Origin of the sequence: Pseudomonas entomophila (genome assembly GCF_013523165.1) — a bacterium.
Classification (GTDB): Bacteria; Pseudomonadota; Gammaproteobacteria; order Pseudomonadales; family Pseudomonadaceae; genus Aquipseudomonas; species Aquipseudomonas entomophila_A.
The window spans coordinates 47,797-69,602 of record NZ_JAAMQI010000009.1; the positions used below are offsets into that span (position 1 = coordinate 47,797).

At 66.8% G+C, this 21,806-nt stretch carries 19 protein-coding genes; 4 read left to right on the forward strand and 15 right to left on the reverse strand.

The features are described 5' to 3' along the window. Positions 1-4: 4 nt before the first annotated feature. From G7Z99_RS09360 to xthA, 13 genes are all read right to left on the reverse strand, one after another. Positions 5-1,141, reverse strand: a complete 1,137-nt coding sequence (locus G7Z99_RS09360) for a glycosyltransferase (protein ID WP_181093429.1) — start codon at positions 1,139-1,141, stop codon at positions 5-7. Next, entirely contained in the window at positions 1,134-2,099 is a 966-nt protein-coding gene (locus G7Z99_RS09365) for a glycosyltransferase family 2 protein (RefSeq protein WP_181093430.1), read from the reverse strand. The genes G7Z99_RS09360 and G7Z99_RS09365 overlap by 8 nt, the downstream gene beginning before the upstream one ends. After that, complete coding sequence (locus tag G7Z99_RS09370; RefSeq protein WP_181093431.1) at positions 2,090-3,463, reverse strand: O-antigen ligase family protein; 1,374 nt, start codon at positions 3,461-3,463, stop codon at positions 2,090-2,092. The genes G7Z99_RS09365 and G7Z99_RS09370 overlap by 10 nt, the downstream gene beginning before the upstream one ends. Then, a complete protein-coding gene (locus G7Z99_RS09375; protein WP_258196991.1) occupies positions 3,460-4,551 on the reverse strand; it encodes a glycosyltransferase family 4 protein in 1,092 nt (363 codons plus the stop codon). The genes G7Z99_RS09370 and G7Z99_RS09375 overlap by 4 nt, the downstream gene beginning before the upstream one ends. Then, positions 4,548-6,122, reverse strand: a complete 1,575-nt coding sequence (locus G7Z99_RS09380; RefSeq protein WP_181093432.1) for a GumC family protein — start codon at positions 6,120-6,122, stop codon at positions 4,548-4,550. Before G7Z99_RS09380 ends, G7Z99_RS09375 begins: the two co-directional genes overlap by 4 nt. Positions 6,123-6,136: 14 nt before the next feature. Continuing rightward, entirely contained in the window at positions 6,137-7,159 is a 1,023-nt protein-coding gene (locus tag G7Z99_RS09385) for a polysaccharide biosynthesis/export family protein (RefSeq protein WP_181093433.1), read from the reverse strand. Between the two features lie 20 nt (positions 7,160-7,179). After that, positions 7,180-7,827, reverse strand: coding sequence for a CpsD/CapB family tyrosine-protein kinase (locus G7Z99_RS09390; RefSeq protein WP_181093434.1), 648 nt, complete (start codon positions 7,825-7,827; stop codon positions 7,180-7,182). A 1-nt stretch (position 7,828) separates the two neighbouring features. Then, positions 7,829-8,575, reverse strand: coding sequence for a sugar transferase (locus G7Z99_RS09395; RefSeq protein WP_181093435.1), 747 nt, complete (start codon positions 8,573-8,575; stop codon positions 7,829-7,831). Further along, positions 8,572-9,636 carry an NAD-dependent epimerase gene (locus tag G7Z99_RS09400; RefSeq protein WP_181093436.1) on the reverse strand — a complete coding sequence of 355 codons (1,065 nt, stop codon included), beginning with the start codon at positions 9,634-9,636 and terminating at the stop codon, positions 8,572-8,574. Before G7Z99_RS09400 ends, G7Z99_RS09395 begins: the two co-directional genes overlap by 4 nt. Next, positions 9,633-10,985: a UDP-glucose dehydrogenase family protein gene (locus G7Z99_RS09405; protein WP_181093437.1), complete on the reverse strand. Its 1,353-nt coding sequence runs from the start codon at positions 10,983-10,985 to the stop codon at positions 9,633-9,635. Before G7Z99_RS09405 ends, G7Z99_RS09400 begins: the two co-directional genes overlap by 4 nt. A 607-nt stretch (positions 10,986-11,592) precedes the next feature. Next, complete coding sequence (locus tag G7Z99_RS09410; protein WP_181093438.1) at positions 11,593-11,934, reverse strand: DUF7693 family protein; 342 nt, start codon at positions 11,932-11,934, stop codon at positions 11,593-11,595. A 326-nt stretch (positions 11,935-12,260) separates the two neighbouring features. Continuing rightward, entirely contained in the window at positions 12,261-12,806 is a 546-nt protein-coding gene (locus G7Z99_RS09415) for a cupin domain-containing protein (protein WP_060394104.1), read from the reverse strand. A 114-nt stretch (positions 12,807-12,920) separates the two neighbouring features. Further along, positions 12,921-13,733, reverse strand: a complete 813-nt coding sequence (gene xthA / locus G7Z99_RS09420; RefSeq protein WP_181093439.1) for an exodeoxyribonuclease III — start codon at positions 13,731-13,733, stop codon at positions 12,921-12,923. Positions 13,734-13,946: 213 nt separating this feature from the next. Between xthA and G7Z99_RS09425 the strand changes: the two genes are divergently transcribed. Genes G7Z99_RS09425 through G7Z99_RS09435 form a run of 3 tightly spaced genes read left to right on the forward strand, consistent with a single transcriptional unit; the run spans position 13,947 to position 20,068 of the window. After that, complete coding sequence (locus tag G7Z99_RS09425; RefSeq protein WP_181093440.1) at positions 13,947-14,597, forward strand: GNAT family N-acetyltransferase; 651 nt, start codon at positions 13,947-13,949, stop codon at positions 14,595-14,597. Between the two features lie 54 nt (positions 14,598-14,651). After that, positions 14,652-16,391 (forward strand): autotransporter assembly complex protein TamA, encoded by a 1,740-nt coding sequence (locus G7Z99_RS09430; RefSeq protein ID WP_181093441.1) that lies wholly within the window; start codon positions 14,652-14,654, stop codon positions 16,389-16,391. Continuing rightward, positions 16,388-20,068 carry a translocation/assembly module TamB domain-containing protein gene (locus G7Z99_RS09435; protein ID WP_181093442.1) on the forward strand — a complete coding sequence of 1,227 codons (3,681 nt, stop codon included), beginning with the start codon at positions 16,388-16,390 and terminating at the stop codon, positions 20,066-20,068. Before G7Z99_RS09430 ends, G7Z99_RS09435 begins: the two co-directional genes overlap by 4 nt. A gap of 106 nt (positions 20,069-20,174) precedes the next feature. Here the strand turns inward: G7Z99_RS09435 and G7Z99_RS09440 are convergent, their stop codons facing one another. Next, complete coding sequence (locus G7Z99_RS09440; RefSeq protein WP_181093443.1) at positions 20,175-20,564, reverse strand: transcriptional regulator; 390 nt, start codon at positions 20,562-20,564, stop codon at positions 20,175-20,177. Positions 20,565-20,967: 403 nt separating this feature from the next. Between G7Z99_RS09440 and G7Z99_RS09445 the strand changes: the two genes are divergently transcribed. After that, positions 20,968-21,156, forward strand: coding sequence for a hypothetical protein (locus G7Z99_RS09445; protein ID WP_181093444.1), 189 nt, complete (start codon positions 20,968-20,970; stop codon positions 21,154-21,156). Between the two features lie 31 nt (positions 21,157-21,187). On the opposite strand, the gene G7Z99_RS09450 is transcribed toward G7Z99_RS09445, so the two are convergent. Further along, positions 21,188-21,550 carry a fe2+ zn2+ uptake regulation protein gene (locus G7Z99_RS09450; protein WP_181093445.1) on the reverse strand — a complete coding sequence of 121 codons (363 nt, stop codon included), beginning with the start codon at positions 21,548-21,550 and terminating at the stop codon, positions 21,188-21,190. Positions 21,551-21,806 lie beyond the last annotated feature (256 nt).

Here is a 21,806-nt window from a genome sequence, read left to right on the forward strand (position 1 = left end):
GGTCTCAACGGTTCTGGTTTGGGTTCCACTGGCTGTAGCTGTGCCCACGCAGGAACTGCCACAGCCCCACGCTCATGCCCGCCAGGGTCACCAACAGGAATGCCGCCAGGCGGAATGGCCTGGGCAGGCGCCGACGCACGTCGAGCAGACCGAGGACCGCCACGCCATAGCCGAGCAACTGGGCCGCCAGCATCCAGCGGAACAGGCCTGGCTCCAGGGCCAGCCAGACGGTGGCCAGCAGCAGCGGCAGCAACAGCACCGGTGCCAGGCGGCGGATCAGCTTGTGGCTGATCAAGGCGATGGCGTACAGGCCATGGCGCATCGGGTTCAGCAGCTCGCGCCGCGCCGCCAGGCTCAGCAGGCCACCGACGGTGACCCGCTGGCGGCGACGGAACTGCTTGTCGGCCTCGTCCACACCCTGGTCGAGCACGATGGCCTCGGGAACGTAGACGATGCGCTTGCCCGCAGCGGGCGCGCAGGTGCTGATGAAGAAGTCGTCGTTGACCTGCTTGGGCACTGCCTGATACAGCGCGCGGCGCAGCGCCAGCAACGCGCCGTCGGCCGAGACCATGCAACCGGTGCGGTTCTCCACCTTGCGCACCCAGGCTTCGTAGTGCCGGTAGAGGCTGTCGCCCAGGCTCAGGCCCTTGCCGACGACCGGAATGATCATGTGCCCGGCGCTGGCACCGACCTCAGGGTCGGCGAACGGCGCCAGCAGCAGGCCCAGGGTGTCGTCGGCCCATTGGTTGTCGGCGTCGGTGAAGACCAGCAGCTCGCCGCGGCTGACACCGACCCCGGCATTGAGCACGCCGGCCTTGCCCAGGCGTGGCAGGTCGAGCACCTCCACGCGTGGGTCGCCCAGGCTGCGCGCCAGCTGGACGGTGGCATCGGTCGAACCGTCGCTGACCACCACCACCTGCAGGTCGGCGGCCTGGTAGTCCTGACGCAGCACGCTGCGCAGCTTGTCGACGATGTGACGCTCTTCGTTGTGCGCAGCGATCACCACGCTGACCCGCTGCGGCGCGAGAGGGCCCGGCCGGCGGCGAGGGAAGAACGGCGCGGCCAGGGTCAGCAGCACGGGGTAGCCGATCCAGGCGTACACGGGGAGCAGCAGGCACATCCAGAATACGAGTTCAGCCACGGGCGGGCCTCCTTGCAGTGCGGTTGAACAGACTGAGCACGAAGGCCGCGCCCGCCAGGTGCAGACGAATCCAATGCAACCCCCACAGTTGCAGCACGAACAGGGGGTCGCGGTGCTTGAAACTCTGACGCAGGCTCAGGGCCAGCGCGGGCAGGGCGCCCAGCGCGAGCAGCATCAGGGCCGGGCCGACGTGGCCGGCCGACAGCAGCGCCAGGACCAGGGCGTCGAGCAGCCAGATCCCCAGCGACAGCAGGGGAAAGCGCAGCAGGCGCATGCTGGCGCCATGGCTGCGCAGCAAGGCCAGGTGACTGCCCTGGCGCCACAGTTCCTTGCCGACCCATTCCGACCAGCTGCCTTCGAAGCCCCAGTGCAGTACCACCGGCGCGCGTACGGCGCGCAGGCGAGCGCCGGCGGCATGCAGGCGCAGGGTGAAGTCCTTGTCCTCGCCGGTGCGCAGGTGCTCGTCGAAGCCGCCGACCGCCTCGAACCAGGTGCGGCGCATCAACAGGTTCGGGGTCGGCAACCAGTGGCTGTCCTGTACCAGGGCGCCGGCACGCAAGGTGCGACGCTGCCAGGCATAGGCGAACCAGGGTGCCTGGCGCGGCGTGTCGCAGTCCAGGGCGAACACGTCGCCCTCGCCGCGCCGGTGCAGGTCGAGCAGGCGCTGGAGCCAGTCGCCTGGCACCTCGATGTCGGCATCCAGAAACGCCAGCCAGTCACCCCGGCTGGCCTGGGCGCCGCGGTTGCGCAGGGCGCCGATCGGCAGGCCGGGCACGCTGAGCACACGGGCGCCGTGCTGGCGCGCCAGGCGCGGGCCTTCGTCGTCGGAGCCGTTGTCCACCACCACCAGTTCGCAGCGCAGCCCGGCGACCGTGGCGGCCTGACGGGCCGCCTGGAGGGTACGCACGATGTGCCGCGCTTCGTTGAACATCGGGATCACGATGCTGATCAGTTGCACGGTAAGGCCTCCTGCTGGCGAGGTTCGGCGGCCTGACGGACCAGCACGCTGGACAGCGCCAGCATCAGCCACAGGTACTTGTGGTTGTAGGCGGTCAGGAACATCAGGAAGATGCCCATGGCCATCATGCTCATGGTCAGGTGTGTCATCAGGTCGGCCTTCTCGTGCTCGCCCTGGTTCAGCCAGAGCCGCCGCGCCCGCCAGAAATTGCGGATGGCCAGCAGCACCATGCCGACGAACAGCAGGCCGGCCGGAACGCCGGTCTCGCTGGTCACCTGCAGGTAGGTGTTGTGGGCGGCGCGGTACAATTCGGCGGCCTTGTTGCTCGGGGCGAAGGCCACGGCATAGCCACTGTGGGCGTAGTGCAGCGGGAAGGTGCCCGGCCCGGTGCCCAGCACCGGGCTGTGAGCGATCATCGAGCGGCCGACCAGCAGGTACGAGGCACGGCGCCCGAGGGATTCGTCCTTGTGGGCGTTCACGCCGCCCTTGAGCAGCATCAGCGACTGGATTCGCGCGGCGTAGCCTTCAGGCATCAGCGCCGCGCCGGCCGGGATCAGCACGGCCAGGCCGAGCATGGCGAAGCCCAGGTGCCGGGGACGGATGCGCGCCACCTGTTCGCGGTAGTGCACCAGCAGGATGCCCAGGCTCGCCAGCATCACCACCAGCCCCGAACGCGATTCGGTCTTGGTGATGCCCGCCAGCAGCAGCAGGCAGCAACCGATCCAGAACAGCCGCAGCGGCAGCCAGCGGGTCTTGATCGCCAGCCACAGCGCCAAGGGCATGGCGAAGGTGATCAGCAGCGCGAAGTTGTTCGGGTCGAGCGACGCCGAGGCGCGACCGCCTTGCTGGTACTTGGCCATGAACAGCGCGAACAGGCAGCTGACGCACACCGTGACGGTGACCAGCCGGGCCAGCATCGGCAGGCTCAGTTCCCGCGCCACCAAGAGGGTGATGCCGAAGATGATCAGGCCCACGCTGATTTCGCGCAGGTGTTCCAGCGACATCGCCAGCAGGTCGCTGGTCCACAGGCTCAGCAGGTACAAGGCCAGAAACGGCAACAGCAGCCGCCACTGGTTGCTGGCCAGCCGGCTGGCCGGCAGTTGGCGCACGGCCAGTTGCAGGGTGAGGATCAGGATCATGCCGACGCCGACCAGCTTGGCCCCGGACAGCAGCTTGTCCTTGAGGATGCCCTCCAGCGGGACCAGCGCGGCGATCGCCAGCAGCCCCCAGGCCGGCTTGCGGTACAGCAGCAGGGTGCCCGCCAGGCCCAGGACCGCGCCTGGCGCCAGGGCCGGGTACGGGCTGGCCAGCAGGCCGAGGCTGACCAGGGCCACCAGGCCGACCAGCGACAGAGGGATGATCATGCCAGGGCCTCCCGTGCGGCCAGTTGGTACACCTGCGCCCACTGACGCGCCAGGGTCGGCAGGTGGAAGTGCTCGCGCTGGGTCTGACGGGCGCGGGCCACCAGTTCTTCGGCCTGGGCCGGGTCGTCCAGCAAGGCCTGCAACTGCTGGCCCAGTTCCTGGGTGTCCAGGGGTGTGGCCAGCAGCCCGCTGTGCCCGTGGCGAATCACGTCAGGCACGCCGCCGACCGCGAACGCCACCACCGGTACGCCGTCCTGCATGGCTTCGAGCAGGATCATCGGCGTGCCCTCGGTGCGCGAGCTGATCACCAGTGCATCGAGGCGCGCCATCCAGCGGCGCATGTCGGTCTGGAACCCCGGCAGGCTGATGCGCTCGGTCAGCCCGGCGGCATCGATGCGCGCTTGCAGGGCTGCGCGTTCCGGGCCGTCGCCGAGCATCACCGCACGCACCCGAGGCTCGCGCTGGCACAGCGGGATCAGCGTGTCGAGAAACAGGTCAGGGCCTTTCTCGCTGCTCAAGCGGCCGACGAAGCCGGCCAGCCAGTGCGCGTGACCGTTGCTGCGTGGCGTGGCGCCCTGTGGCTCGGGCAGGCCGTTGCGGATCACCCGCAGCTTGCCGGCGGCCACGCCCGCCTGCTGGTGCAGGCGCTCGATGCTGTCGGCCACACAGACCACCTGGTCGACGGTGCGGGTCCGGCACAGCTGCAGGCTCAGCCAGGTGTAGAAGCGCTGCTTGCGACTGCGCGGGGTGAACCCGTGCTGGGTGACCACCATCGGCAGGCGCCACAGCGTGGCGCCGACCCAGCCCAGCAGCAGCCCCTTGAAGTTGTGGCTGTTGAGCAGCGGGCGCTGGCGCCGTTCGCGCGCCAGCAGTTGCAGCAGCGCGACCAGGTTCGGGCAGCTCTGGCACTCGATGCCCGCCTGGCGAAAGCGCGTCAGCAAGGCCGGCGGCGCGCCGAGGAACAGCACCCGGTGCCGTCCTGGCGTGGCCTGGCAGTGGTCGAGCAGCATGCGCTCGGCGCCGTAGAAGCCGCCGCTGTTGAGCAGGTGCAGGACCGTGCGCGGCGCGCTGGGCGCGGCGGCGTTCAATGCCGCACCCAGTGCATCAGACGCGGCAGGCTCCAGCGACGGTGCGGGTTGGCCAGGACCGGGGTGTGTTCGTTGATCACCAGCAGCACGGGCAGGCCCAGTTGCTGGCCGATCTGTGCAGGGTGCTTGAAGCGATGGTCGAAGAATTCCTTGACGTAGACCACGGCGATGGCCAGCAGCAGGCCGGTGAGCAGGCCGAACGGAATGATCAGCCCAGGCTTGGGAAACGCTGCGCTGGTCGGCTCGTACGGCGCGCTGAGGATACGGGCGTTGGACTGGCTGCCGTCGAGCAGGCCCTGGCCACGGCTTTCTTCATAGCGCTGGGCGTAGGTCGAGAAGGCGCGGTGCAGGGCTTCGATCTCGGTGTCGAGCTGACGGGTCTGGCTCTGGGTCTCGCGCAGCTGGTGGATGCGTGCGGTGTACTCGGCGATGCGCGCGGACTTCTGGTCGATCACCTGCTGGGTCACCGCTAGGTCCTGGGTGCGCTCGCGGATACGGTTGTCGACCACCTTGAGCAGCTGGTTGCGGGTGGCGTTGAGCTGTTCGCGTTGCAGCAGCATGGGGTCGGAACCGGCCTGGAAGATGGCCAGGTCACTGCTGTAGCGCGTCATCTGGTTGGTCAGCTGTTCGCCGAGCTGCTTGATCTCGCGGTCTTCCAGCGCCAGGTTGTCGACGGTGGTCACGAAGGTGTACGGGAAGCTGTAGTCGGCGAGCTTGGCCGAGTTGGCCGCGGTGCGGCTGGCCTTCAGGTAGTCCAGCCATTGCTGGTTCTGCAGCAGGCGATCGCGGGCCGCGTTGAGCGCCTGCTCCTCGGTGTTGATGGCGTTGAGGCGGAAGGTCATCTCCTCGCGCGGGTCGGACGAGCTGATCGCTTCGAGCAGGTTCAGGCGCTGGGTCTCCAGCTCGCCCAGACGGGTCTGGTAGTGCAGCTTCTTCTGCTGGTAGAAGGCTTCCGGCAGCTCGTTGGACTGCAGGTCCTGACGGTTCTTCAGGAAGTTCTCCAGCAGGCGGCCGAGGAACACCGTCCCCAGGTGCGCATCCTTGGCCGAGTAGTTCAGCGAGATCACGTTCGAGCCGGGCAGGGCGGCGATGTCGAGCTTGCTCAGCGCCTCGTCGGTCAGGCCGTCGAGTTCGCCGTCGCGTGGCACCGCGTCCTCGTCGGCGAACAGCGCTAGCACCGGCTCCACCACGTGCTGGCGCACGGGCGTGATCAGGTGGTCGCGCAGCCAGCTCGGTTCAGGCTGGTAGTAGCCTTCGGTGCGCAGCTGGCTGATGGTCTCGCGGATCAGTGACGGCGAGCGCAGGATGTTGCTCTCGGTTTCCATGTCCGCCAGGCTCGGCGGGATGAAGGTGTCGGCCTGCTGCCCCAGGGCCGAGCTGGTGTCGCTCTGCGAGAGCTTCTTGGACTGCACGATGACCTGGGCGGGGATGTCGTAGCGCGCGCTGAGCACGAACGGCAGGACCAGGGCGAACACGGCGAAGACCAGGAAAATGCGCTTCACCAACTGCTGGTTGGCGAAGAAGATCCTGAAGAACTCGTGTACGTAGTTCTCTTTGGGTTGGGTAATCATGGACGGGTCCCTGGTCAATTGCCGATGCTGTTCTTGTTGTCAGCGCGATAGCTGAAGCCGAAGTTGACGCCTTGGAACAGCACCACGTCGGCCAGTTGGCGGCTCAGCTCGCCGGCGCTGGCCAGGGCGGTCTTGGGCACGTAGAGCATGTCTTCCGGTTGCAGGTAGGCGATCTGCGCGCCGCTGCCGTCGAGGGCCTTGTCGACGTCGTAGTGCACGGCCTGCACATGGTTGCCGGTGCGGCGCATGATCACCACCGAGCCGAGCTTGGCCTTGAGGGTCGGGCCACGGGCCAGGGTCAGGGCTTCGAGCACCGAGACCGGGCGGCGGATCGGGAACGACCCCGGCTGGGCGACTTCGCCGAGCACGTAGATCTCGTTGGCGGCGGTGGCCTTGAGCAGCACGTCGACGGTCATCCGGCCGGGCAGGCTGGCGTAACGCTGGTTGAGGTGATCGCGCAGCTGGTCCAGGGTCAGGCCTTGCAGCGGCACCGAGCCGATTTCCGGGAAGGTCGCGCGGCCATCGGTGCCGACGATGATGTCGCGGCTCATGCCGCTGCCGGGGTGGCTCAGGGCGCTCTTGAGGTTGGCGTCGCTGCTCATGGGGGTGAGCACGCGCAGGGTCACCTGGTCGCGGTTGTTCTGGAACACCCGCTTGTTGCGGAACTCCTGCTGGATCACCGTTTCCGCCTGGCTGGCGGTCAGGCCGGCGACGCGCACGGCCGAATTGGTGCTGGGCAGGGTGATGCTGCCGTCGGGCTGCACCAGCTGGCTGCCGTTCAGGCCGCTGGCCGAGAGGAAGTTCAGGTCCACCGTGTCGCCGGGCTGGAGGGTATAGGTGCCGGTGCTGGTGTTGGGGAAGTGGAAGATCACTTCAAGCACGTCCTGCGGACGCAGGACCTGCTCGCGGCCACCCAGCTCGGAAGCCTGCGCTTCGGCGGGTGCGGCGGTGAGGATCTGCACCGGGATCTCGCGGCTCTGCTGACCGGCGCAGCCGCTCAGGGCCAGCACGCACAGGGCGATGGTCGGGTAGTTCATGGTCGTCTCCTGGGCCTGGTTCAGAGGTTGTTGTAGAGCCACTGGGGCATGTAGTACTTGCGTCGGTTGAAGACGCTGCCGATCAACCGCGCGCCGGCCTGGGTCAGGCGCAGGCTGGCGGCCTGGGCGACTTCCAGGCGGGTCTGCTCGGCGCACACCACCAGGATCACGCCGTCGACCATGGTGCCGATCACCAGGCTGTCGGCGTTGACGTAGATGGCTTCGCCGTCGATCACCACGAAGCGGTACTGGTTGCTGAACTGGCGCAGCAGCGCACGCAGGCGGTCCGGGTCCAGGCGCTCGCGCCCACGCAGCCAGGTACCGCCGGGCAGCACGTCGAAGGGCTGGTCGGGCAGGCGTACCACGCAATCCTGGGCCAGGGGCGGGGTGTCGCGGTCGAACAGCAGGTCGGTGAAGCCGCGCAGCTTGCCCAGGCCCAGTTGCTGGCTGAGGCTGCCGACACCGGCGCTGGTGTCGATCAGCAGCACGGTGCCGGCGCTCATCAGCGCCAGTTGGCTGGCGAAGGCCAGGGCGCTGGTGCTGGTGCCGCTACCGCTGTTGGCCGAGGTCAGCAGCAAGGTGCGCTGTTCCAGGTCGAGCACGGTGGCGGTCAGGTTGGTCTCGCTGGGGGTGGCGATGCTCAGGCGCCGGGATATAGAACCGTCCATCTCAACTTGCTCCGTGGCCGCTGAAGACTTTGAAGGGCGTCTTGAACAGGATTTTCAGGTCCAGCATCAAGCTCTGTTCGTGGATGTAGCTCAGGTCCAGCTGCACGCGCTGGTCGAAGTCGATGTCGCTGCGCCCGGAGATCTGCCACAGGCCGGTCATGCCCGGGTAGATGCTCAGGCGGGCCAGGTGCGCGTCCTTGTAGCGGTAGGCGTTGAACGAGGTCGGGCGTGGGCCGACCAGGCGCATGTCACCGGCGACCACGTTGAGCAGGTTGGGCAGCTCGTCGAGGCTGGTGCGGCGCAGCAGCGCGCCGATGGCGGTGACGCGTGGGTCCTTGTCGATCTTGAAGTCGATGGCGTCGGCGCCGTGCTTGTTCAGGTGGCGGACCGAGTCCTTCAACGCCTCGGCGTTGGCGACCATGGTGCGGAACTTGAACATGCCGAAGGTGCGGCCGCGGTAACCGGTGCGCTTCTGCACGAAGAACACCGGGCCTGGGCTGCTGCGCTTGACCAGCACGGCGAGCACCAGCAGCAGCGGCGAGATCGCCAGCAGCAGCACCAGCGCACCCAGGCACGACAGCACGCGGTTGGTGCGCGACAGGGTCCAGGCACGGCCGCCGACACGGCCGGTCAGCCAGCCGCGGCCTTGCATGTGGATGGCTGCGTCGATGCGCTGGCGATGCGCCGGGTCCAGGCGCTTGTCGTGTGTGAGCGTTTCCAGGGTCATGCTTTTCGCTTGTCCGGTCATGCCAGCCTCCGATGGTCCGCCTGCTCGCCGAACGCCGGATCTTGGCCGGCCCCTGGCGTGTAGTACTGTTGAAACCAGGCGACGAAACGCCCGAGCCCTTCATCCAGGGAAATCCGTGGGGTGAAGCCGGTGACCTGCTCCAGGGCGCTGGCATCGGCCCAGGTGGCCAGGACGTCGCCAGGCTGCAGCGGCAGCAGTTCGATGACCGCGTCGCGTTGCAGGTGATGCTCGAGCAGGGCGACGTAGTCGATCAGCTCCACCGGGCGCTGCCCGCCGATGTTGAACAACCGCCACGGCGCCTGGCTGCTGGCCGGGTCCGGCTGGGCCGGGGTCCAGTCGGGCCGCGCCACGGGAGGGCGCGGGATCAGGCGCACCAGGCTTTCGACGATGTCGTCGATGTAGGTAAAGTCGCGCTGGTGGCGGCCCTGGTTGAACAACTGGATCGGCCACCCTTCGCTGATCGAGCGGGCGAAGTGGATCGGCGACATGTCCGGGCGGCCCCAGGGGCCATAGACGGTGAAGAAGCGCAGACCGCTGCACGGGATGCCGAACAGGTGGCTGTAGCTGTGCGCCATGGCCTCGTTGGCCTTCTTGGTGGCGGCATACAGCGACAGCGGGTGGTCGACGCCGTCCTGCACGCGGTAAGGCGTGTTCTGGTTGGCGCCGTACACCGAGCTGGACGAGGCGTACAGCAGGTGCTGCACCGGGTTGCGGCGGCAGCCTTCGAGCACGTTGAGAAAACCGCACAGGTTGCTGTCGACGTAGGCCTGGGGGTTCTGCAGCGAATAGCGCACCCCGGCCTGGGCCGCCAGGTGCACCACCACGTCCGGGCGCTCGGCGGCGAACAGCTGGGCTACGCCATCGCGGTCGGCCAGGTCCAGCGTGTGCAGCGCGAACGGGCCGACCTGCGACTCGATCCAGCGCACCCGCGCGGTCTTGAGCGCGGGGTCGTAGTAGTCGTTGAAGTTGTCCAGGCCGATGACCTCATGGCCATCGCGCAGCAGGCGCAGCGTGGTGTGCGCGCCGATGAAACCGGCTGCGCCGGTGACCAGGACCTTCACGAGGCGACACCTTGCGGGGCGACCTGGCGCAGACCGATCCCGGCATAGCTCAAGCCATGGGCGGCCAGGTGCTCGGGGTTGTACAGGTTGCGCCCGTCGATGACGGTCTTGGCGCGCAGCTTGGTGGCCAGCAGGCCGAAGTCGACCACCCTGAAGTTCTTCCACTCGGTGCAGATCACCAGGGCGTCGGCATCCTGCAGGGTGTCGTCACGGGTGGCGCACAGGTGCAGGTCGTCACGGTAGCCATAGAGGCGTCGGCATTCGTCCATCGCCTCGGGGTCATAGGCCCGCACGCTGGCGCCCTCGGCCCACAGCGCTTCCATCAGGTAGCGGCTGGGCGCTTCGCGCATGTCGTCGGTGTTGGGCTTGAACGCCAGGCCCCACAGCGCGATGGACTTGCCGGCCAGCTGGCCACCGAACTGGTGCTTGAGCTTGGCGAACAGCACCTGCCGCTGCCGGTCGTTGACGTCGCTGACGCTTTGCAGCAGGCGCAGAGGCATGCCGCTGTGCTCGGCGGTATGCAGCAGCGCCTTGATGTCCTTGGGGAAGCACGAGCCGCCGAAACCGCAGCCGGGGTAGATGAAGTGGTAGCCGATACGCGGGTCCGAGCCGATCCCCTTGCGGACCGCTTCGATGTCGGCACCCAGGGTCTCGCTGAGGTTGGCCAGCTCGTTCATGAAGCTGATGCGCGTGGCCAGCATGGCGTTGGCCGCGTACTTGGTCAGCTCGGCGCTGCGGTTGTCCATGAACATCAGTTTTTCGTGGTTGCGGCAGAACGGCGCGTACAGCTCGGCCATCTGCGCGCGGGCCACCTCGTCCGGCGTGCCGACGATGATCCGGTCCGGGCGCAGGCAGTCGGCCAGGGCGCTGCCTTCCTTGAGAAACTCCGGGTTGGAGACCACGCGCACCTGCAGGTGCGCCTTGCCCAGCGCCTGCAGCTCGTCGCGGGCCAGGGCCAGCACCTTGTCGGCGGTGCCGACCGGCACGGTGGACTTGCAGATCAGGGTGCGGTCGGCCTCCATCAGGCGGGCGATCTGCCGGGTGACCTCGAGCACGTGGGTCAGGTCGGCCGAGCCGTCTTCGTCCGGCGGGGTGCCGACGGCGATGAAGATCAGCTCGGCATGGGCGACCGCGTCGCTGGCCTGGGTGCTGAACAGCAGGCGACCCTGCTTGATGTTGTCCTCGAGCATGGCCGGCAGGCCAGGTTCGCTGATCGGTGGGACTCCCATGCTCAACTGGTTGATCTTGTGGGTGTCGATGTCCACGCACAGGACTCGATGCCCGACGTCTGCCAGGGCGGCTGCTTGTACAAGACCGACGTAGCCGGTGCCAAATACGCTCACGTCCATGTCGGCGTGCCTCGCATTGAAGGGTTGAAGGAAAGGGCGAACTGACTGTGTGGAATTCTTTATAGCGCAGCTTGTCGGCTTTGCGTCAAATGAATGGCATGTTGCGCAGGGATTACACCGGGTCGAGTTAAGGCTCTTTGCCATCAAACCCTTCTGAATCGGGGGTTTGGCGGTGAAACTTATTTGACGGATCGTGGTCGGGAATCCGATGAACGGTCGTAAGTGGCTGAAAATAGGGGTTTCTGACGATAGAGAGAGAAAAATCGAGGGCTGTCAGGGCGCCAAGATACTAGATGGTTTTAGCGTCAGAAAATCGTCAATTTTTCTGAGTTGCTTATTTTTTGTCCAATCCGGAGGGTTTGGACAGTTTGCCGACCGTGCATTTGGGTGTTTCAAATATGAAACGATTTTAGGGGTGGCGTCTGTTTCAAGCAGGCGTAGGTGATGGCGCAGGCGGTCAACCCTGAAGTCGGACTGGCCGCTGGCAAGGTGCCTGACAGGGACGTCAAGGCAGGTCGAATACGTGGGGAGAGGTGCGAAGGGCTGGAGGCGATGTGTCGTCAGCGATGCAGGTGTTCCGAGCGGCGCTCGAGCATGAGCGGCGCCATCAGTTTGCCTGAGGGCGGCCTTCGTCGAGCAGGCGATCGAGCTGCGCCCGTTCCCAGGTGCTGAGCAGCTCGACCGGGTCGGTGCCCGGGCGGCTCCAGTGCTCGGCAGTGCCCTGGCGGCCCAGCAGGTCATGCGCCTGGACGCAGGACAAGCGCTGCTCATCGCTCAGCAGGACGAGCGTGCAGCCATCGATGGCAAGGCTCACATGGTTTTGCTGAGCCGTCAGCACGGTCAGGCGGGCAGTGCCCAGCGCGGCGTCGCGCAGCCATTGGCACACCTCGCGGCTGGTCAGGTGCGGCTGGGTGGACGCCGAGGGGGTGGTGGGGTCAGGTAGCAGCATCGTGACGCGCCGTGTTGGAACGAGTGAGAGGATCAGGGTATTGCCTTCGACGTGAAGGATCGCCTTGGGATGGCCTGCCAGCCGTGGTGCCTTGGCGGGCCTCATCGCCGGCAAGCCGGCTCCCACAGGTTCTGGTTTCAAGAATGCATCAGGCCCAGCGCTCCTGTTGGGGCAGTGCCTTGGCGGGCCTCATCGCCGGCAAGCCGGCTCCCGCAGGTTCTGGTTTCAGAGGCGCATCGGCCGTGAGGACTGGCGCTTGTGGGAGCAGGCTTGCCCGCGATGCTGGCACCGAGCGGGTGAGCCTGGCGCCCCACGTCAAGCCCGTTTCAGAAGTTCGCCGGGGTGTTGGCGCTGATGATCTCGGCTTCATCGGGGCCGATGTTCTTGAAGCTGTGCGGCAGGGTGGTCGGAATGTAATAGCCATCCCCCGACCCCAGCACGCTGACCTGGCCATCGACCCACAGCTCGACCGTGCCGCGCGTGACCAGCCCGCATTCCTCGCCCTGGGTGTGCACGATCGGCTCGCCCGAATCGGCCCCGGGTGCATACAGCTCGCGCAGCAGGCGCATCTGCCGGTTCTCGACGCTGGCGCCGACCAGCAGCATGCGCAGCCCGTTGCGGCCCAGGTCCGGCTGCTCGCCGGCGCGGAACACGTAGCGCTCTTCGCGCGCGGGCTCGTCGAAACTGAAGAACTCGGCCAGGGACATGGGAATGCCTTCGAGCAGTTTCTTCAGCGAGCTGACCGAAGGGCTGACCCGGTTCTGCTCGATCTGCGAGATCGTCGAGTTGGTCAGGCCGCTGCGGCGCGCCAGCTCGCGCTGCGACAGGTTGCTGCGTTCGCGTACCAGCTTGAGTCGTGTCCCCGTGTCCATAGCCGCCTTAGATGAGAGGTATCGAAAATGATGGGCGGAGCATTAAAACACACTCCGCCGAACGACGCGCTGTACGGCGTGCATGGCTGGACCCCGTGGCCTGACAGGCGGGTCTCAGGCCAGTTCCAGCCAGATCGGCGCATGGTCCGACGGCTTGTCCATGCCACGCAGCTCAAGGTCCACGCCAGCGGCCTTGAGCCGTGACAGCAGGCCGTCGGAGGTCAGGATCAGGTCGATGCGCAGGCCGCGCTTGGGCGTGTCCTCGAAACCACGGCTGCGGTAGTCGAACCAGCTGAAGCAATCGTTCACCTCAGGGTGCAGGTGGCGGAAGCTGTCGGTCAGCCCCCAGTCCTTGAGCCGCTGCATCCAGTCGCGCTCCTCCGGCAGGAAGCTGCACTTGCCGGTCTTCAACCAGCGGCGGGCGTTGTCCGGGCCGATACCGATGTCGCAGTCCTGCGGGGAGATGTTAACGTCGCCCATCACCACCAGGGGTTGATCAGGGGCGAACTGGCTTTCCAGCAGCTGCTGCAGGTCGTGGTAGAAGCGCTGCTTGGCCGGGAACTTGGTCGGGTGGTCGCGGCTTTCGCCTTGAGGGAAGTAGCCGTTCATGACCGTGATCGGCAGGCCATTGGCGTCGGCGAAAGTGCCCCAGATGAAGCGTCGCTGTGCGTCGTCCTCGTCGGTGGCGAACCCCTTGTGCATGCTCAGGGGCGCCTGGCGCGAGAGCAGGGCGACGCCGTAATGACCTTTCTGTCCATGAAAATGCACGTGATAGCCCAGGGCTTCGATGTCGGCGTAGGGAAACTGCTCGTCGCTGACCTTGGTTTCCTGCAGGCCGATGACGTCGGGCTGGTGCTTCTCGATCAGCGCGGCCAGCTGGTGCGGACGGGCGCGCAGGCCATTGATGTTGAACGAGACGATCTTCATGGGCAGGGCCATCCTGAGAAAAAGGTGCCGATCCTAACGGACATTGGCGCGCCTCACCAGGGTGATGCCGGGCGGCGAAGGCTGGCAGGCTTCAGGCGGCCCACGGCCTGTCCCGCCTCGGCCTGGTCATTCAGACCGAGCCAGGTGTGAACGATTGACCCCGCGCGAGCCTCCAAGGCTGTCACGATGCCGCTGCCAGGAGGCCAGCCCGCCATGCCCGAACCTACTGCCACACCCGCGCGCCTCTGCCTGCTCGACCGAGGCTATCGCCGCGAAACCCGCGCCTTGCTGTTCGAGGCCTATCGCCGCGAGCCGGCCGTCGGTCATCTGCTCGATGCCGATCGCCCCGGCTTCGAGCGCCGTTTGCGCACGGTGATCCGTGCCTGGGTGCGTCAGCACTACTACCTGCAACTGCCAGCGCTCGGGCTGATGGTAGGCGACGAGCTGATTGGCGTCGCGCTGATTACACCACCCCTGCGTCGTCTAGGGGTCACCGACAGCTGGGTCTGGCGTCTGTGGATGTGGTCAGGGGTGGGGCTGCGCCGTACCCGGCGTTACCTGGATTACCAATGGGCGATCAACGGCTGCCTGGCCAGCCAGCAGGTGCACCTGCTGCCGTGGCTGGGCATCGACCCTCGCTTTCAAGGCCGGCACTACGGCGAGCAGCTGCTGCAGGCGGTGCATGCCTGGTGCGCCGAGGATACCGGCTCGCACGGGGTCGTGCTGGCGACCGGCAATGCCCATTACCTCGATTTCTGCCTGCAGCAGGGGTACGAGGAGGTCGGCGAAGTCGCCTTGGGGCCGGTGCGCGAGCGGGTCTTCCATCACCCGTTGCCGCCGTCGGTCGAGATGCCCCAAGCCTGACCTGATAGACATGTCAGGCTTTCCCTCGTACTCAGCTCTGGTAGCATGCCCGGCATGACGCATACAGGAAGAATCATCTGGGGCTTGGCGCTGCTGGCCACCAGTCTGGCCGCAAGCGCTCAGAGCGAGTTGCGTGTCCAGGTCAAACCCGCCAACAAGGCGCTCAGGTCCAACGTCGAAGGCTACATCGGTAGCCTGGGCGATCGGGACGCGGAGGCCTTGACGCGTTTCAGCCGGGGTGCCGAGGAGCAGGCGCGCAAGGCGGCCCAGGCGTTGGGCTATTACCAGGCGCAGATCGACAGCGACGTGATCCCTGCGGCCGGGGACACCCCGGCGCGGCTGGTGATCAAGATCGTGCCGGGCGAGCCGGTGCGGCTGCGCCACGTCACGATCAAGGTCGAAGGCCCGGCCAGCACGTTCGATCGCTTCCGCGTGCCGGACAACCCGGGGCTGCGTTCCGGGGCGGTGCTCAACCACGGCAACTACGAGAACGCCAAGCACCAACTGGAGAACCAGGCCTCGCGCTACGGGTTCTTCAGCGGTCGCTTCACCGAACAACGGCTGGCGGTCGACCCTCGGGCCGGCATCGCCGACATTGCCCTGGTCTACCAGAGTGGGCCTCGCTACCGCCTCGGTGCTGTGCGTTTTGGCGGCGACACGCCGCTGGACCAGGACCTGCTGCAGCGCATGGTCTCGTTCACGCCGGGCACGCCCTACGATTCGCAGTTGATCGCCGAACTGAACAACGACCTGCAGTCCAGCGGCTACTTCGAAGGCGTGCGGGTCGATGCCTCGCCTGCCGCAGCCGTCAACGACGAAGTGCCCGTGCAGGTCCAGCTGGAAACCCGCAAGCCGCGCACCCTGGGGCTTGGCCTTGGGTATTCGACGGACGTGGGGCCGCGCGGCCGGGCCAACTGGACGCGCCACTGGGTCAACCCGCAAGGCCACAGCTATGGCTGGGAGGCGGAACTGTCCGCACCTCGGCAGAACGTGGGCCTGTGGTACGACGTACCGCTCGACCCACCGCTGACCGACAAGCTGCGCTTTGCCGGCGGTTACCAGAACGAAGAGATCGCCGGGACCGATACGCTCAGCAAGCTGCTCACGGTCGGCCCGGAATGGCACAGCAAGCTGCCCAGTGGCTGGAAACGCGTGATCTCGCTCAAGTACCAGCGTGAAGAGTACCGCCTGGGTGACGACTCCGGGCTGAGCAACCTGCTGATGCCGGGCGTGACCTACGCCTTCCTGCGCAGCGACAACAAGATCGATCCGCACAACGGCTACCGCCTGCAGTTCGACGTTCGCGCCGCCAAAGAAGGGCTGGTGTCGGACACCGACCTGCTTTACGGCAACGTGCTGCTCAAGGGGCTGACCACCGTGGCCGACCGACACCGCCTGCTCGGGCGCCTGGCGTTCGGCGGCAACTTCACCAACGACTACACCCACAGCGTGCCACCGTCGCTGCGCTTCTTCGCCGGTGGCGACCAGAGCGTGCGTGGCTACGACTACCAGACGCTGTCGCCCGAGAACAGCGATGGCGACCGTGTCGGTGGCCGCTACATGATCGCGGCCAGCGCCGAATACCAGTACGAGGTCGCCGACAAATGGCGCATCGCGACGTTCATCGACCAGGGCAACGCCTTCAACAGCCTCGACCTGCCCAGCCTCAAGACCGGCGTCGGCGTCGGCGTGCGCTGGGTCTCGCCGGTCGGGCCGCTGCGCCTGGACCTGGCCCACGCGCTGGACGATGACGGCGGGATTCGTTTGCACTTTTCCATGGGGCCTGAGCTGTGAGGCGTTTCCTAAAACCGGTGTTGCTGAGTGTGCTGGCCCTGCTGGTGCTGATCCTTCTGGCCCTGGGTCTGGTGCTGGGCACCTCGGCCGGCAGTCGCTGGGCGTTGGGCCTGGTGCCAGGGCTCACGGTCGAAGATTTCCAGGGTCGCCTGGGCGGACGCTGGCAGGCTCGCCATGTGCAGTGGGTGCAGGGCGAAACGCGTATCGACCTGCAGGCCCCGCTGCTCGAATGGTCGCCCGCGTGCCTGCTGCGTGCCACGCTGTGCATCGATGCACTGCGCGCCGAACGCATCGACATGGCCTTCGCGCCGAGTCAGGCCGACCCGGACAGCGGCCCGTTGCAGCTGCCCGACCTCGACCTGCCCCTGGACATCGAGCTGGGCGAGCTGAGCGTCGGCCAGTTGCGGCTCGATGGCAGTGAGCTGCTCGGGGATCTGCAACTGGCGGCGCACTGGGAGCCTGCCGGGCTGCGCATCGACACGCTCAAGCTGCAGCGCGACGACCTGCACGTCGACCTGCAAGGCCTGGTCAAGCCCGCTGGCGACTGGCCGTTGCAGGTGGCAGGGCAGGTCCGGTTGCCTGAGGTCGACGGCCGCGCGTGGCGGCTGGACGTCCAGGTGAACGGGCCATTGAAGCAGAGCCTCAATGTGGTCGCCGACAGCAGTGGCTACTTCGACGGTCGGCTCGACGGGCAGGTTCACGCACTGGCCGAGCACCTGCCTGCCTCGTTGCACTTGCAGTCCAAGGCATTCAAGCCCAGCGCGGCCTTGCCCGACACCTTGGCCCTCGACCAGCTGAGCCTCAACGCCGAGGGGGACCTGCTCAAGGGCTTCGCCTTGACCGGTGCGGCTTCCCTGCCTGCCGAGCAAGGGGCGATCCCGCTGCTGCTCAAGGGGCGTGTGGATGCCCAGGGTGCGCAACTGTCCGGGCTCGACCTGGTGGCCGGCGAGCAGCAGCACCTCACGCTTCAGGCCAACGCCGACTGGTCCTCCGGCGTGAGCGCCGACGCGCGCATCGACTGGCTGGACTTTCCCTGGCTGCGGCTCTACCCCATGGAACAGGCGCCAGCCGTCAGCCTGCACCGTTTCAGCGGGCAGGTGACCTACCGCGATGGGGCCTACGAGGGTGAGTTCAAGAGTGACCTGAACGGCCCGGCCGGTGCCTTCAGCCTGGCCAGCCCGTTCAAGGGCGACCTGACCCAGGTCAGCCTGCCTTCGCTGGCGCTGGTAGCCGGGCAGGGGCGTGCCGCCGGCAAGGTGGCGGTGCGGTTCGCCGACACCTTGGCCTGGGATGTCGACCTGCAGGTATCGAAGCTCGACCCGGCCTACTGGGTCGCCGAACTGCCTGGCACCCTGGGCGGACCGTTGCGCAGCCAGGGCGAGAAACAGGGTGATCGGCTCGACCTGACCGCGCAGCTCGACCTCAAGGGCCGCCTGCGCGGTCAGCCGGCGGTGCTCAAGGTGCAGGCAAGTGGCGCTGGTGAACGCTGGACGCTGGCCGACCTGGCGATCCAGCTGGGCGACAACCGCATCAAGGGCAGCGGCAGCCTCGAGCAGCGCTTGGCTGGGCGTGTCGACATCGACCTGCCGCGGCTGGGCCAGCTATGGCCGCGCCTGCAAGGTCAGGTCAAAGGCCAGCTCGATGTGGCCGGCACGCTTCAGGCGCCCGAAGGGCATCTTGAGCTGCGCGGCCTGCAACTGGCCCAGGAGCAGAACCGCCTGCAGCGGCTCGATGTGCAGGCGCGGTTGGACGGCAAGCAGCGCGCGACCGTGGACCTCAAGGCCACAGGCATTCAGGCAGGCGAGACCGCGCTGGGCAATCTGCAGGTGACCGGCCGCGGCGACAGTGTGCAGCAGGCCATGCAGCTGGCGTTGGACGGCCCGCAGCTCAAGCTGGCGCTGGGGGCCGACGGCAAGCTCGACCAGGGCAACTGGCGAGGGCGCCTGGGCAGCGGGCGCATCCAGGCCGGGGGCCAGGACTGGCAGTTGCAGTCCCCGGCGCGGGTGCAGTATCTGAGCAACGGCCAGATCGATGTCGGGGCCCATTGCTGGCGCTCGGGGTCGGCCAGCCTGTGTGGTGACGAGCAGCGACTGGCGCCCGAACCGCGCCTGCGCATGCACCTCAAGCAGTTCCCGCTGGACAGCCTGGCGCAGTGGATGCCGGACGATTTTCGCTGGCAGGGCCTGTTGAACGCGGACCTGAACGTCGACATCCCCGCCAGCGGCCCCAAGGGCACGGTGCAGGTGGACGCCAGCGGCGGCACCTTGCGCGTGCGCGAACAGCAGCGTGGGCAGTGGGTCGACTTCCCGTACCGCGCCTTGCGCGTGTCCAGCACCCTGGCCCCGCGCCGCGTCGACACACGGCTGACGTTCCAGGGCGGTCGCCTGGGCGAGCTCACGCTCGACACCCGGATCGATCCGCTGGGCAAGGACAAACCTCTGTCCGGCAGCTTCAACCTGGCGGGGCTGGACCTGTCGATCGCCAGGCCGTTCCTGCCGATGGTCGAGCAACTGGCCGGTCAGCTCAACGGCACCGGTCAGCTGGGCGGCACGCTGCTGGCTCCGCAGGTCAACGGCAACGTCGCGCTGACCGGGGGGCAGGTCGGAGGCGGCGAACTGCCGATCAGTGTCGAAGGCCTCACCTTGCGGGCGGCCATCGCTGGCGAACAGGTCCAGCTCAACGGTGACTGGCGCAGCGGCAGTGCCGGTCGTGGTCAATTGGCCGGCAACCTGACCTGGGGCCAGGCTCTGGCGATGGACCTGCGGCTGACTGGCCAGCAGTTGCCGGTCACCGTCGAGCCCTATGCGACGCTCGACGTGGCGCCCGACCTGAACATCCGCCTGATCGACGACAAGCTTGCGGTCACCGGCAAGGTGCAGGTGCCCAAGGGGCAGATCACCATTCGCCAGTTGCCACCCTCGACGGTCAAGGTGTCCGACGACACGGTGATCGTCGGGCAACAGACCGAGGAGGGCAAGCCGCCGATGGCCATCGCCATGGACGTGGACGTGGAGGTGGGGCGCGACAAGCTGGCCTTCAGCGGCTTCGGCCTGACCGCCAACCTGCTGGGGCACGTGCATATCGGTGACAACCTCGATACCCGCGGCGAACTGCGCCTGGCCGACGGTCGCTACCGCGCCTACGGCCAGCGGCTGACCATTCGACGCGCCCGCCTGCTGTTCGCCGGCCCGCTCGACCAGCCGTACCTAGACATCGAGGCCATCCGCCAGGTGGACGACGTGACGGCGGGCATCCGCCTGACCGGCAACGCCGAGCAGCCGACCACCGAAGTCTTCTCGGAACCGGCCATGAGCCAGGAGCAGGCCCTGTCGTACCTGGTGCTGGGGCGCCCTCTGGGTAACACTGGCGAGGACAACAACATGCTGGCCCAGGCCGCCCTGGGGCTGGGGTTGGCGGGCAGCGCCGGCGTCACCAGCAAGCTGGCGACCGGACTTGGCATCGAGGATTTCCAGCTCGACACCGAAGGCAGCGGCGATGCGACCAGCGTGGTCGCCAGCGGCAACCTCACGGACAAGCTCAGCCTGCGCTATGGGGTCGGCGTCTTCGAGCCGGCCAATACCATCGCGCTGCGCTACAAGTTGAGCCAGAAGGTCTATGTAGAGGCGGCCAGTGGCGTGGCCAGCTCCCTGGACATTTTCTACAAGCGGGATTTCTGAGGGAGGCGTTTGTCAGCGGCAAGCAAAAGCGGGATCGAGCACAGCTTCGATCCCGCTTTTTTTGTTTTTGCTTGCAGCTTGCCACGCGTGCCCCCCCACCTCATCCTCAGGTCGCAGGGCGATGACCATTGTCGAGACGGCGGATGTTGCCGATCTGTCGCAGGCTCAGGCCGTAGCGGTCGGCCAGCAGGCTGCGCGACAGGCCGTCGGCGCTCTCGCGCTGGATCTGCAGGTTGCGCACCTGGCGCAGGAAGTGATCGGCCTTGGGGATTTCCAGCGCCATGCCGGCATAGCGCTTGATCAGGGCATCCAGTGCATCGGGGGGCAGGATGTCGATCAGTTTGGTGCGCTCGCGGTACTTGGGAATGTACTTGGGGCGTCCGCCATAGGCGCACGTCAGGCGGTACGCATTTTCGATCCCGATGCACTCGATCAGTGACTGCAGCGACAGAGGCAGTTGTTCGACGTCGATCAGTTTCAAGTCATGCAGTTCCATGGATAGGCTCCTTCGACAGATGGATGCCGGAGCGTGGTCGAATCGTCACACGCCTTGGGCTCGCCGGCCTTTGTGAGGCGGCGTGATGATTCTCGGCGAGCACTCGATGGGTCGCTAGGCGCTATCTGGCCCCAGGTTTGTAGCTAGGGCAGTCTGGGTTCGCAGGCAGTGAGAGCTTCCAACGTAGGAAGTTGCCTCACCAAAACCGTGCAGCGGACGGTTTTCCTAGAGTGGTCGCAATACCTGGCGAGGAAGCTTCGCCTACCCTCTGGGTCGACGTGGACACGGTTCTGCATGCCCGTGAAGCGGCTTGCGAGGCGGCCGGACATCGTCATGGGCAAGGCGATAAGCTATGCTGCCGCGCAAAACGGCCAGCCGGCTTCAATGCAATGGGAACTCTTCAATGACACACGTGCAGCGCCTGAAATACTCGCTTCTGATCATCCTGGTGGTACTGGGCATCATGCTGGGCCTCTCGCACCTGCAAAAGCAGGGCACCATCAGCGAGCAGACCTTCCAGTACCTGGCCATTGCCGTTGCCGTGGTGGTCGTGGTGATCAACGGGATCCTGCGGCGCAAGGTCAAGCCTTGATGACAGCCGACCCTGGCGGTCGGCCACGAAGTCAGCGCGACCGCCGTTCGAGCAAGGCGCTGGCCTGAGCGTGCAGGGCATAGCACTTGTCGTCGCCCAAATGGATCACGCCTTCGCTGCACAAGCGCTTTAGCACTTCACGCACGCTGAGAAAGGACAACGGGATGTCCAGCTGTTCGAGCTGCGCATGCACCCCGCGCACGCCGATGCGTCGCCCCTCGCGCTCGGCGCGGTGCAAGGCATCGATCACCTTGAGCCGGATCAGGCTGGTGCGCAGCCCATAGACACGCAGCAGCTCGCGAATCTGCTCGTTGCACGCGCGGTCCTGTGCAGCCTGGGCCGCTTGCGTGACGGTGGTGACGGGGGAGGGCGGCGACGGCTGCGGGTCGTGCATGCGAATACTCCTTTTCGTGGGCGGTCCCGAAAAATCATGGCCTTAAGCAATAAGACGAACGAGCCGCGACAATCTGCAATGGGCGATCGAAATAGAGAGGGGCTGAATGCACCGCCGATGCCTGGGCGCACTGAGGATCGGCAGCGAGGTCTACCTCGTCGACTTCACCCTGTCGGGCGTGTTGCCCAGCTGCGAACAGGCCGAGACCGACGCTGCCAGGGCCGAGGCGGTTGACCTTGTGCGCGGATCGGCCTAT